Origin of the sequence: Halanaerobium sp. ST460_2HS_T2, assembly GCF_003337665.1 — a bacterium.
Taxonomy (GTDB): Bacteria; Bacillota; Halanaerobiia; order Halanaerobiales; family Halanaerobiaceae; genus Halanaerobium; species Halanaerobium kushneri.
Window position 1 is genome coordinate 123489 of sequence record NZ_QPJF01000004.1, and the last position, 12405, is coordinate 135893.

A 12405-nucleotide genomic window follows, 5' to 3' on the forward strand; every position below is an offset into this window, starting at 1 on the left:
TTATATTCATTACAAAAGGCGAAATTCCTGCCTTAAATCTTAATTTCCTCTAATTTCTGCAGAATATTCTTTTTTGAGATGTTTTACTATTTGATTAAAACGCTCATTTACCTCCTGATCGGTTAGTGTTTTATCATCAGCCTGAAATTTCAACTGGAAAGCAGCACTCTTATCGCCATCTTTTATTTGATCTCCCTGATAAATATCAAAAAGTTCGACACCTTTAAGTATTTCTCCACCCTGCTCTTTAATTGCCTGATGAATATCTCCAACTGCTATTTCTTCTGCCATAACTATAGCTAAATCCCTTGCCAGAACAGGATACTTGACTAATTTTTGATAATTATAGCTTTTTTCTGCTGTTTTTTCAAAGATAAAGTCTAGATCCAGCTCAAAAATAGTTGTTCCAGCCGGTAAATTATTTTGATCTGCAAGTTCTGGATGGATTTCTCCAATAAAGCCAAAAGTCTGAGTTTCATCATATTTGATTTCAGCTCTGCGCCCTGGATGCAGAAAATCTCTGTTATCATTATCCGGAATAAAGCTTACTTTATCCAGTTGAATTCTCTCAAAAAGCATCTCCAATACTCCTTTTAGTTCAAAGAAATTGGGAGCTCCCTGCTGCCACAAATCAACATCCCGGCCAAAAATACCACCACCAAGCATGTTAAGTTCCTCAGGCCTGGTATTGCCACCTTTATTTCTAAAAACTGTTCCTGTTTCAAAAACAGCCATTTCGGAACCCTGGCGGCGAGCATTAGAAGATAATACATTAACTATCCCCGGGATCAGAGAGGTTCTTAAAATACCAAAGGCTTCACTGAGAGGGTTTTTAATACTCACAAATTTAGCATAATCTTCAAATTGAGTTAAATTCAAATCCTGATAGCTCTTTTTATCCTGCAGGCTGTAAGTTATAACTTCATCCAGGCCACCAGCCTGAAGCAGTTCTTTAACCTCTACTTCGAATTTCTGCTGGGGGTTTCTTTTACCGCGCTGCTTGGAAATTGGTCTGGTAGAGGGTATTTTATTATAACCATAAACTCTTGCTATTTCTTCTACTAAATCAGCTGCCTGCTCTACATCAGTTCTAAAGGAAGGCACAGTAACTTCCAACTCTCCAGCTTCAGCAGCTGGATTTACTTCAAACCCCAGTCTTTCAAGACTTTCTTTAACTTCTTTGGCTTCCAATTCAATCCCTAAAAGTTCATTAACTCTAGCTGTAGAAAGAGTAATTACTGCTGATTCATATTTTAAAGGATAATTATCAATCACTCCTGGAACTACTTTCGCTCCATCACACTTTGCCAGCATCTGACAGGCACGATTATTAGCCTCAATAGCTTTTTCAATATCTACCCCTCTTTCAAAACGATGGGAAGAATCAGAATGCATTCCTAATTTTTTAGCGGTTTTGCGAATGCTTACTGGATTAAAATAAGCAGATTCAATTAAGACATCAGTGGTTTCTTCTGTTACTTCGGTATTTGCTCCTCCCATAACTCCACCAACTGCAACTGCTTTTTCGGGATCAGAAATCACAAGCATCTCATCATCTAAAACTCTTTCTTCTTCATCTAAAGTCAGCATTTTTTCTTCTGCTTCAGCCCGGCGTACAATAATTTTACCATCTTTAATTTTATTAAAATCAAAGGTGTGAAGAGGTTGATTATATTCCATTAGAACAAAGTTAGAAATATCAACTACATTATTAATCGGTCTGATTCCTGCTGCCTTAAGCCGACGTTTAATCCACTCCGGTGACTCTTTAATCTTAACATTTTTTACCAGACGAGCAGTATAACGGGGGCATAAATCTGGATCTTCAATTTCAACTTCAACATAATCATTGATCTCACCAAGTTCTTCCGCTTCCTCAAAAGAAATGGGAGGTGTTTTTAGATCTTTTTCCTGAGCATATAAAGATTTAATCTCTCTTGCTACTCCAATCATTCCCAGACAGCGGGCATAATTTGGAGTTAAATCAAGTTTGAAAACATAATCATCCAGACGCTTGTATTTAAGAAAACTGCCACCTAAAGGAGCATTATCATCAAGAACCATAATTCCCTCAGCTCTTTCTTCCTGCAGTCCCAGTTCATCCTTAGAACATATCATTCCCTGCGAAAGCTCACCTCTGAGCCTGACTTCTTCAATTTCCATTCCATTAGGAAGAGTTGTTCCTACTGCTGCAAAAGGTACCAGCTGTCCTGTTTCAACATTGGGAGCACCAGTCACAACCGGAATTGCTTTTTTATCTGCTGCAGTTTTCACCATACAGATGACAAGTTTATCTGCATTTGGATGTTCTTTAATTTCTTCAATTTTTGCAATAACAATATCTTCCAAACCTTCTCCTAAATACTCAACTCCTTCAACTTCCAGCCCGGCCATTGTCAGCTTTTCGGAAAGGTCATCGGGAGTAAAATTTATATCAATATATTTTTTTAACCAGTTATATGAGATCTGCAAATTTATCATCCTTTCTTTATATCAGTCTTCAGTTTATTTACTGCTTCTGATTAGCTTAAATCAGTCTGCAGAATTAATTATTTCTATTTATTTAAAACTGATGTAAAAAACGCTTATCATTTTCATAAAGTACCCTGATATCATCAATTCCATATTTTAATAAAGCAAGTCTATCCAGTCCAACACCAAAGGCAAAACCACTATAAACATCACTATCATAACCTGACATTTCGAGTACATTGGGATGAACCATTCCCGCTCCCATAATCTCCAGCCAGCCAGTTCTGGAACATAAAGGACAGCCTTCTCCACCACAGACAATACAGGAAACATCAACTTCTGCACTCGGTTCTGTAAAAGGGAAATAGCTGGGACGGAACCTGACATCTCTGTCTTTTCCGAATAAGGCTTCTACAATCAATTCTATTGTTCCTTTTAAGTCACTAAAAGAAATCTCTTTATCAATTACCAGCCCCTCTGTCTGATGAAAAATTGGTGAATGTGAAGCATCCAGTTCATCAGAACGATATACTCTACCGGGTGCGATAATTCTAACCGGAGGCTCCTGGGCTTCCATGGTTCTGACCTGAACCGGTGAGGTATGAGTTCTCAGTAGATAATGATCATCAATATACAGGGTATCCTGTAAATCACGGGCCGGATGATGGGCCGGAATATTTAAAGCTTCAAAGTTATAATATTCACTCTCTACCTCGGGTCCCTCCGCAATATCAAAGCCGAGTCCGATAAAAATATCCTCAAGTTCTTTAGTTACCAGAGAAAGTGGATGAGAGCGTCCAGCTTCTACTTTAGAACCCGGCAGACTGACATCAATTTTTTCAGCCTGAAAACGTTTCTGTGCCGCCTCTTTTTCCAGGCGTTCCTTGTGTTCACCCAGCCAGCTCTGAATTTTACCCTTTAAAATATTAGCCTCTTTACCAACAACCGGACGCTGATCAGCATCAATTTTCCCCATCTTTGAGAAAACTGACTGAATAGCTCCCTTCTTTCCCAAATACTTAATTCTCATTTCTTCTAACTGATCAAGACTTGCCACTTCTTTTAATTCAGCTTCTGCTTCCTTTTCAATCTTTTTTAGATCATCTAGTAGATCCAAAACTAACACCTCCATATTTATGTATGTATAAAATAATTTTACTCTCTAAAAACAAAAAAATCCCGCCCTAAAGGGACGAGATACCGTGTTACCACCCTGATTATCCCACAAAATGTGGAATCACTTTATTTGTTAACGAAAGTTAATAGCTTCCGAGAAAGCCTACTTTTTTCAGCCTCCAGCTCCAGAGTGAACTTCACTAAAATTGATAATTTAACTGCTTTCAGCTGCTGCAGTTAATCTCTCTTAAAATCTCCTTTAGTTACTCTCTCCTTCTCAGCCTTTAATTATTTATTTAATTCTTTTATGATTATACCACAGAAAGAAAATCAGCTCAACTATCTTTTTTTAAACTCTGTGAAAGTATTTCAAAAGAAATAACTGAAGCTGCAACCGCTGCATTTAATGATTCAATTTCTCCTGCCAGTGGTATTTTAATCTTTGAAGTTGCTGCTGCCAAAAGTTTCTGATCAATTCCATTGGCCTCATTACCGATCATTAAAATTAGTTTATTCTGATACCGGTGCTGAAAATGATATTCTTCTGCCTCAATATCTGCAGCCAGCAGTTCGTAGTCAGCTGCCCGGGAATCAATTTCAGACAGAAATTCTTCCTGACTTAACTTCTGGCGAACTGCAATAGAAAAGATACCGCCCATTGTCGCTCTAATAACTTTTTGATTGTAAATATCGACTGAGCCTTTGAGAGCAATTACCCCATCAAAACCTGCAGCAACAGCTGTTCTGATCATTGTTCCCATATTTCCGGGATCCTGGATCCTATCCAGCAGCAAAATTTTATCTGCCTGCTGATAAAAATCCTCACCCTTAAAAACGGATTCTTTAACTACCGCTAAAATTCCCTGAGGATTAACAGTCGAGGCGGTTTCTTTTAACAGTTGTTCTTCAAGATAAATAAACTCAGACTTTAATTTTAAATCAGCCAGCAAATTATCATTCTCAGCTGATTTAAAAAAAGCAGGAGTGAGAAAGACCTGTTTGAAATCTGCTCCTCCTGCTAATGCAGCCTCAATAAGCCTCTTACCTTCCAGAATAAAAACACCTTCCTTGCGCCGGTTTCTACTCCGGTAAAGCTTATTTAGATATTTAACTTTATCGTTTTGAGAACTGCTGATTATATCCATCTAATTAATTTCCTAACTGCTCTTTTGCTACATCAACTAAATCAGCAAAAGCATCAGAATCATTAACTGCTAAATCAGCTAACATTTTACGATCAATTTCTACCTCTGCCTGTCTTAAACCATTGATAAAACGGCTGTAGGAAAGACCTTCGTTTCTAGCTGCTGCATTGATTCTGGTAATCCATAATCTTCTAAACTCTCTCTTTTTATTTCTTCTATCTCTGTAAGCATAATGTAAAGACTTCATTACCGCCTGATTAGCAGGACGATATAACTTGCTGCGGGATCCAAAATATCCCTTGGCCATCTTTAAAACTTTTTTTCTACGCTTGCGCGCCTTATTTCCTCTTTTTACACGTGGCATCTTAAATGACACTCCTTCCAGTAATTTAACATTTATTATTTAAAATTATTTGCTTATATTAGTTTATCCATGTAGTAATTTTTTGTAACGTTTTTGATATGACTTACTTAATAACTTAGCTTTTCGCAGCTGTCTTTTTCTATTTCCAGATTTTTTAGTTAAAATATGGCTGTGAAAACCCTTATGGTGCTTAAGTTTACCATTAGCTGTAGTTTTAACTCGCTTAGCAATTCCCTTGTGTGTTTTTTGCTTTGGCATGATTTAACCTCCTAATACTGTAATAATTGTGGATATTTTAAAATAACCTACTTAAAATATTAATATTAATAAGTTATTTGTTCTACTACTGTTTATCACTTTCTGGAGTTAGAAACATCATCATGTTTCTACCTTCCATTTTCGGCTTGCTTTCTACCTTACCAATATCTTCAGTTCCTTCAATAAGGCGGTCCATCAGGTCATAACCAAGCTCTTTATGCATCATTTCTCTTCCTCTAAAACGGATTCTAACTTTAACTTTATCCTTATTGTTGAGGAATCTTCGAGCTTGCTTTAACTTAACGTTAAAGTCATGGTCTTCAATCTTTACTCCCATCTGAACTTCTTTGACATTCATTACGTTTTGATTCTTTTTGGCTTCTTTTTCTTTCTTAGCCTGTTCGTACTTATACTTTCCATAATCCATAATTCTGCATACAGGTGGATTAGCCTGTGGAGCAACTTCTACTAAGTCCAAACCCTGTTCTGCTGCAGCGTCCAGTGCCTCATCCAGCGACTTGATACCAATTTGCTCTCCTTCTTGATCGATCAGACGAACCTCTCTTGCTCTAATACGATCATTAACTCTTAAATCATTAACGATATTTATGCACCTCCTGAGTGATATAAAAAAACGAAAACGAATATAAAATAAAAAAACGAGTGGTAGAAACCACCCGTTAAATTCAATAATCAGCTGAAGATAGACTATCCCCTAAAGATAAGCCTACTTTTCCCGCAGAAATTTAGTTATTTAAGCGAGAAACTGATATTAACCAGCTTTTACTGGTGAGAAACAGGTGTTTCTACTTTCTTTTCCTTAATTAGTATAGCACAGGGGTAACTAACTGTCAAGAAAATAAAAGAAAAAAACTACCCTCTCTTGATCTCAAAAAAGAAGGTAGCTTTATTATTTTAGGCCAGCTGTTATTTATTTTAAACTATCTTCAGTATTGATTTCTTTTTTTGCAATTTCCTGAAGAATTCTAGCTTTAAAATCTTCAATTTTACTTGTACCTAGATCTCCTTCACGCCTTTCGCGAACAGAAACTGTTCTTGCTTCCTCTTCACGTCCACCGACAATTAACATATATGGAACCTGTTTAACCTGAGCATCTCTAATTTTATAACCAACCTGTTCTGAGCGGCTATCAACTTCTACCCTAATGCTTTCTTTTTTAAGGGCTTCCTTAACTTTTAAGGCGTAATCAATCTGATCATCAGAAACAGGAATTACTTCAACCTGAACTGGAGCTAACCAGGTCGGGAAGGCACCAGCAAAATGCTCAATTAGTATTCCTATAAAACGTTCTATACTTCCATAAATTGCTCGGTGAATCATAACCGGACGATGCTCGTCTCCATCCTGTCCAATATAAGTTAAATCAAAACGCTCTGGCATTTGGAAGTCAAGCTGAATTGTCCCACACTGCCAGGTTCTACCCAGACTATCTTCTAAATGAAAATCAATCTTAGGTCCGTAAAAAGCTCCATCACCCTCATTTACTTCGTAATCAAGTTCGTTTTTTTCAATAGCACTACGCAGGGCATCTGTAGCTTTATCCCAGAGTTCATCAGCTCCCATGGCCTTTTCTGGTTTGGTACTTAATTCAACATTATATTTAAAACCAAAAGCACTATATATTTTATCTACAAGTTTTATTACTCCACTTAACTCATCTTCGATCTGTTCCGGCAGACAGTAAATGTGGGCATCATCCTGAGTAAAACTTCTAACCCTCATCAAACCATGTAAGGCACCTGACATTTCATGACGGTGCACCAGTCCCAACTCTGCCATTTTAATCGGCAGCTCACGATAACTGTGCATAGAATCCTTATAAACCAAAATCCCACCCGGACAGTTCATCGGTTTAACTGCATGAGTTTCTCCATCAATTTCTGTAAAATACATATTATCTTTATAATGATCCCAGTGGCCTGATTGATGCCAGAGAGACTCATCTAAAATAATGGGAGTTTTTATTTCTTCATAACCATCTTTACGGTGCTCTTCTTTCCAGAAATCAACAAGTTCATTTCTAAGTGCCATCCCTTTAGGATGGAAAAAAGGAAAACCTCTCCCCTCTTCCTGCATACTGAATAAATCTAATTCTTTTCCAATTTTTCTGTGATCACGCTTTTTGGCTTCTTCAATTCTTGTTAAATATTTTTCTAAGTCTTTTTCGGAAGCAAAAGCTGTACCGTAAATTCGCTGCAGCATCTCATTATTCTCGTCACCACGCCAGTAAGCTCCTGCTACATTGAGCAGTTTAAATGCTTTTATATAACCAGTAGAAGGAAGGTGGGGTCCACGACAGAGATCAACAAAATCTCCCTGATAATAAAGGCTGATCATCTCATCCTCGAGTTCTTCAATTAATTCCAGCTTGTATTTTTCGTTTCTTTCTTTCATTAATTCTATTGCTTCCGCACGGGGAAGAATTTTTCTTTCAATTTCAATATCTTCGTCAATTATTTTCTGCATTTCTGCTTCAATTTCTGCTAATGATTCTTCATTAAAAGTTTCATCTAAATTAAAATCATAATAAAATCCATCATCAATAGCTGGCCCAATTGCAACCTGAACATTATCATATAATCTCTTTACAGCCTGTGCCATAACATGAGAAGTTGTATGGCGGATAATCTCCAGTGCATCATCACTATCAATTGTTATAATTGAAAGCTCAATATCTTCTTCAATTGAATAGCTAGCATCTACTTCCTGTCCATTTACAATTCCAGCAATTGCATCTCTGCCCAAACCACTACCAATAGAATAAGCAACATCTTTAACTGTTGTTCCCGGCTCATATTCTTTAACCGATCCATCTGGCAGTGTTACTTTTACATTTTCCATTAAATTTCCTCCTCTTATAATATACTTTAATAAAATAAAAAAATCCCTCATCTCATAATAGAGACGACGGATTGCGCGGTTCCACTCTAGTTAATAATAATTATAAACATTCTATTTTAAAAAATAATTAAAATTATTATTCACTCATCAAGATAACGGATTAACCGGATAGAAATACTAAATTCCTCCTATCTGCTCCCGGGTGGTTTTCAATTCACTGAAAAATTATGTGCTTTCAGCCGCCGGCACAATTCTCTTTTAACTCTCAATTGAATTTACTCTTCCCGATCAGTGCATTTATATTACTTTATTTTTTATTATTATATGCCTTAAAATCTAAAAAGTCAAATTAAACTAAAAAACAGAAAATTCCACACTAAAATGTGGAAAAGTGGTGCCGGGGGTCGGGCTCGAACCGACACGGGAATAAATTCCCACCGGATTTTAAGTCCGATGCGTCTGCCAATTCCGCCACCCCGGCATATTATTAAAATGGTGTTGGTAAGTGGATTCGAACCACTGGCCTCTACGATGTCAACGTAGCGCTCTGACCAACTGAGCTATACCAACTTAAAATTTAAGTCAGCATTTTAAATAATCATTTATAAAAAAATATTATACAAGCAAAAAAGTGGTGCCGGGGGTCGGGCTCGAACCGACACGGGAATAAATTCCCACCGGATTTTAAGTCCGATGCGTCTGCCAATTCCGCCACCCCGGCATATATGTAAGATTTAGCTTGCAACATTTTTTATTATAACAGTCAGTTAATCATTTGTAAAATATAAATGGAGGCGGCAGACGGATTTGAACCGACGAATAAAGGATTTGCAGTCCTCTGCCTTACCACTTGGCTATGCCGCCCAGGCTGCAAATAAAATGGAGCGGGAAACGAGATTTGAACTCGCGACCCTCACGTTGGCAACGTGATGCTCTACCACTGAGCTATTCCCGCAAAAATGGTGGTGGGAGACAGAATCGAACTGTCGACACGTGGATTTTCAATCCACTGCTCTACCGACTGAGCTATCCCACCAGAATGGCGGAGGAGACGGGATTTGAACCCGCGATCTCCGGCTTGACAGGCCGGCGCGTTAAACCGCTACGCTACACCTCCGCGTTTTTAAGAAGTAAAATGTAGAAAATTAGAAAAAAGAATGCTACACAACTTCTTATATTTTATATTAAATTTGCAAATAAAAATGGTGGGCGAAACAGGGCTCGAACCTGTGACCCCCTGCTTGTAAGGCAGGTGCTCTCCCAACTGAGCTATTCGCCCATCTGCAGCAATCAAAAGTACAATTACCGCGTCAGCAATAACTAGTATATATAAAAAGCTACTTTAAGTCAAAATTAAATATAGACTGTTATAAGTAATTAAATTATTTTATGTTAAATATACTACTAAATACTTAAAAAATCGACTGCAGATAATTTTTTCTTAAAAGCTTAATTTTACTAATCTAATCAATATACTCTAACTCAAGTTCTTTATTTTCACGGATATAATTAAAAATTTCAGCTGCCAGAACAGGATTAATATCTGTTTCTATAGAATTGTAACTTTCAACTATTGTGTTATAAAGTTCCTTAACATTAAATAATATATTATTAGACTTTAATTTCGCCATTACAGAATTTATTAATAATTTCTGGCGTTCAAATCTTTCGAGTGAATCAGATGACCGCCAACGAACAAAGTTCAAAGCTTCTTTACCGGATAATAAATTATCACCGGCTTTTAAGTTCAATCCTAAACCTGGAACTTTCACTTCCTGGTCCAGAGTAATAGAAACACCACCAAGCTCGTCAATAACTTTTTCAAAACCAAGATAATTTACATATACATAATAATCTATTTTATTGCCGCTGATCTCTTCTACTGCTGGCTGGATATCCCCATCATGATATTCACGTAATAATTCTCCTTTATAAACTGTATCCTCGTCAATATGTTCAATCTGAAGTTTGTTATTTTCAGGACGTAACTTTGCCACCATTATCGAATCAGCTTCAATACTACCAATAGACACACTTTCTTCATCATCAAGGCCCACAAATAGTATATTTAGATTTTGAGTAAAATCACTTTCAGCAAGTCCCAGAATAGACAAAATACGTTCAATTAGCGATGGATCTTCAAGTTCCTTTTCAATATCCGTTTTTGTTTTAGTTTCTTTTACAGCAGAATCTTTTTCCAGCTGCTCTGTCTTTGTTTCAGTTTCTTTTTCAGCGGAATCAGACACTGGCTGATCTTGAGTAACTTTAGTTGAGTTAGAATCTTCTAACTCAGATTTTGATGAGTCCGGCTGTTTAATATCCTCAGCTTCAGAACTTTTTAAATCTTCTCCCGCAGATTCAGCATCAGTTACGTCTTTTTTATCTTTTATCTCTTTATTAACCTGAATATCAGATTCGGCTTCTGAATCAAGATCACCTGAGGTAGATGTTTCTTCAGTTTCTGATTTATTATCCGCCTGCTCAACGTCTTTTTGATCTTTTTGATCTTTTTGATCTATTGATTCTGTTTCATCGGCTTGTTCAGTTTCATCTGTTTGTTCTGTTGTTTGTTCTTTTTCAATCGTTTTATCTGTTTTATCTTTTTCAAGCTCGGATTCTACACTTTCAGAAATATCTTCTCTATCAGTCATATCAGAGCGCTCTTTACTTTTATCTTCTTTATCAGTTAATTGTTCAGTTGTAGCTTCTTCCCTTTCTGGGCCAGCATCATTCTGCCCAATTTCTTCCTGCTGCTCAATCTGATTTTCCGGTACAGGCTCTAAATCTCTCTCTAAATAATAACCAGCCAGTCCAATAAATAATAAGAGTAGCACTATTAGAAAAACTCCTATCCATTTATGCTTCTTTTTTGATTTTTGATTATCTTGTGTATTTTTTTCTGCCAATGTTATTGCCTCCCTATTCCCTTATATTCATAATATTCGTGATTATAGGCTCAATTCCTGCATAAAAGTGATTTCTTTGTCTCTTTTTAAAAGTCTAAATTTTATTTCTTCTCCGTCTGCTAAATTAATTTACAAAAATTTATTGACAAAGTAAATTTTTATGGTATAATTTATAATTGTGATGCCGAGGTGGCGGAACTGGCAGACGCGCTAGCTTGAGGGGCTAGTGGTCTAATAGACCGTGCGGGTTCGAATCCCGCCCTCGGCACCATTTATATTTAAGATGTTAATTTACCCCATTTTAGTTAATGACTAAAATTCCCCCTGGTATACCAGGGGGAATTTTTTTAACTCAAAACTTATATCTTATATTTTAATATAATCTTATGGGAGACATAATTTTTTAATTTACTTACTCTAAATTCATCTAAACACAAGAAACTTTAAACTACTGTTGAAGATTCAGAAGTAGCATTTTAAAATCCTTAATACAATTTGTTATTTATTCATTCTTTCCTCATTAATATCTTTAGAATTTTCATGCCATTCAGCTGACAAATCATTAAGAAAATCAGCTGTCTTACCTTTTAAAATTTCATCTGCTCCATCATGTGTAGGCACAGCACCTGACTCTTCCACTATATCCCTTAAAGCTTTAGGATTATCAATAATCGGGCAGGGACACATTAAATTCTCACTAAAGGGCTGCCTCTCTTGATAAGATTTAAAAAGAGGATTCTGAAGCACTTCTTTTAATGATTTTTCCTTTATATTATCTACTGCAAAATGGGCAAATGCACAGGGCTCAACTTCTCCTTTAGCATTAATATGAAAATACCTTCTTCCTCCACCAATACAGCCCTGGACATATGTGCCGTCATTCCAAAAATCCATAATAAATATATCTTTTTTCTTCCTCAAATTACTTCCTCTCCGGGCCAGAGAAGCTCTCTGCTCAGGAGTAATCATCATATCAAGATTAGGATTTCTACCTATTGGGATATAATGAAATAACCACATGTAAAGAGCACCCTTTTTAGATAAATGATCAACAAATTCATCGGAAAAAAGTTCATCTACATTATTTTGAGTTGCAGTTACACTTGCCCCAAATATAATACCTCTCTCACGCAGGCGGTCCATGGCATCCATAATTTTATCATAAGTACCCTCCCCCCGACGTTTACGTTACGTCAAATCTAATAGTTTTTTTAAAAATATTAATAGTTATCATAGTTGTCAGGTTAGGAATCTGTATAAAATGCAGGAATCCCCTCCCCT

General features: G+C 36.7%; 9 protein-coding genes, 9 tRNA genes and 2 other annotated features. Of the genes, 1 reads left to right on the plus strand and 17 read right to left on the minus strand.

What is annotated here, in order from left to right; genetic code table 11:
* Window positions 1-39: 39 nt before the first annotated feature.
* The 16 genes from pheT to DFR80_RS03325 form a co-directional block, all read right to left on the minus strand.
* A complete protein-coding gene (gene pheT, locus DFR80_RS03250; RefSeq protein ID WP_114489199.1) occupies window positions 40-2472 on the minus strand; it encodes a phenylalanine--tRNA ligase subunit beta in 2433 nt (810 codons plus the stop codon).
* Between the two features lie 91 nt (window positions 2473-2563).
* Window positions 2564-3589 (minus strand): phenylalanine--tRNA ligase subunit alpha, encoded by a 1026-nt coding sequence (gene pheS / locus DFR80_RS03255; protein ID WP_114489200.1) that lies wholly within the window; start codon window positions 3587-3589, stop codon window positions 2564-2566.
* A 68-nt stretch (window positions 3590-3657) separates the two neighbouring features.
* Window positions 3658-3876: a binding site (T-box leader), on the minus strand.
* 47 nt (window positions 3877-3923) lie between these two features.
* On the minus strand, window positions 3924-4733 hold the full coding sequence (locus tag DFR80_RS03260; RefSeq protein WP_114489201.1) for an RNA methyltransferase: 810 nt from the start codon (window positions 4731-4733) through the stop codon (window positions 3924-3926).
* A 4-nt stretch (window positions 4734-4737) separates the two neighbouring features.
* On the minus strand, window positions 4738-5097 hold the full coding sequence (gene rplT / locus DFR80_RS03265) for a 50S ribosomal protein L20 (RefSeq protein WP_076546106.1): 360 nt from the start codon (window positions 5095-5097) through the stop codon (window positions 4738-4740).
* Between the two features lie 63 nt (window positions 5098-5160).
* The gene (gene rpmI, locus DFR80_RS03270) at window positions 5161-5355 is read right to left on the minus strand and encodes a 50S ribosomal protein L35 (RefSeq protein WP_076546107.1); all 195 of its coding nucleotides are present in this window, start codon (window positions 5353-5355) and stop codon (window positions 5161-5163) included.
* A gap of 85 nt (window positions 5356-5440) precedes the next feature.
* Window positions 5441-6001: a translation initiation factor IF-3 gene (gene infC, locus DFR80_RS03275; RefSeq protein WP_076546108.1), complete on the minus strand. Its 561-nt coding sequence runs from the start codon at window positions 5999-6001 to the stop codon at window positions 5441-5443.
* A gap of 285 nt (window positions 6002-6286) precedes the next feature.
* The gene (gene thrS / locus DFR80_RS03280) at window positions 6287-8218 is read right to left on the minus strand and encodes a threonine--tRNA ligase (protein ID WP_114489202.1); all 1932 of its coding nucleotides are present in this window, start codon (window positions 8216-8218) and stop codon (window positions 6287-6289) included.
* Between the two features lie 56 nt (window positions 8219-8274).
* Window positions 8275-8519 (minus strand) — a binding site (T-box leader).
* A gap of 91 nt (window positions 8520-8610) precedes the next feature.
* Window positions 8611-8699: transfer RNA gene (locus DFR80_RS03285), tRNA-Leu, on the minus strand.
* Window positions 8700-8711: 12 nt separating this feature from the next.
* Window positions 8712-8788, minus strand: a tRNA-Val gene (locus DFR80_RS03290).
* Window positions 8789-8850: 62 nt separating this feature from the next.
* A tRNA-Leu gene (locus DFR80_RS03295) sits at window positions 8851-8939 on the minus strand.
* A 68-nt stretch (window positions 8940-9007) separates the two neighbouring features.
* Window positions 9008-9082, minus strand: a tRNA-Cys gene (locus DFR80_RS03300).
* Window positions 9083-9098: 16 nt separating this feature from the next.
* Window positions 9099-9173: transfer RNA gene (locus DFR80_RS03305), tRNA-Gly, on the minus strand.
* 5 nt (window positions 9174-9178) lie between these two features.
* Window positions 9179-9254 (minus strand) — tRNA-Phe (locus DFR80_RS03310).
* 4 nt (window positions 9255-9258) lie between these two features.
* Window positions 9259-9335: transfer RNA gene (locus DFR80_RS03315), tRNA-Asp, on the minus strand.
* Between the two features lie 86 nt (window positions 9336-9421).
* A tRNA-Val gene (locus DFR80_RS03320) sits at window positions 9422-9497 on the minus strand.
* 184 nt (window positions 9498-9681) lie between these two features.
* Entirely contained in the window at window positions 9682-11124 is a 1443-nt protein-coding gene (locus tag DFR80_RS03325; RefSeq protein ID WP_233493693.1) for an LCP family protein, read from the minus strand.
* Between the two features lie 183 nt (window positions 11125-11307).
* Here DFR80_RS03325 and DFR80_RS03335 point away from each other — a divergent pair.
* Window positions 11308-11395 (plus strand) — tRNA-Leu (locus DFR80_RS03335).
* Between the two features lie 227 nt (window positions 11396-11622).
* Here DFR80_RS03335 and DFR80_RS03340 read toward each other — a convergent pair.
* A complete protein-coding gene (locus DFR80_RS03340; protein ID WP_233493695.1) occupies window positions 11623-12276 on the minus strand; it encodes an SPASM domain-containing protein in 654 nt (217 codons plus the stop codon).
* Window positions 12277-12405 lie beyond the last annotated feature (129 nt).

Excerpts from the sequence above, each read along its gene's own strand:
- DFR80_RS03260 (WP_114489201.1), bottom strand. The coding sequence starts at position 4,733 with ATGGATATAATCAGCAGTTCTCAAAACGATAAAGTTAAATATCTAAAT.
- rplT (WP_076546106.1), bottom strand. The coding sequence starts at position 5,097 with ATGCCACGTGTAAAAAGAGGAAATAAGGCGCGCAAGCGTAGAAAAAAA.
- rpmI (WP_076546107.1), bottom strand. The coding sequence starts at position 5,355 with ATGCCAAAGCAAAAAACACACAAGGGAATTGCTAAGCGAGTTAAAACT.
- thrS (WP_114489202.1), bottom strand. The coding sequence starts at position 8,218 with ATGGAAAATGTAAAAGTAACACTGCCAGATGGATCGGTTAAAGAATAT.
- DFR80_RS03340 (WP_233493695.1), bottom strand. The coding sequence starts at position 12,276 with ATGGATGCCATGGACCGCCTGCGTGAGAGAGGTATTATATTTGGGGCA.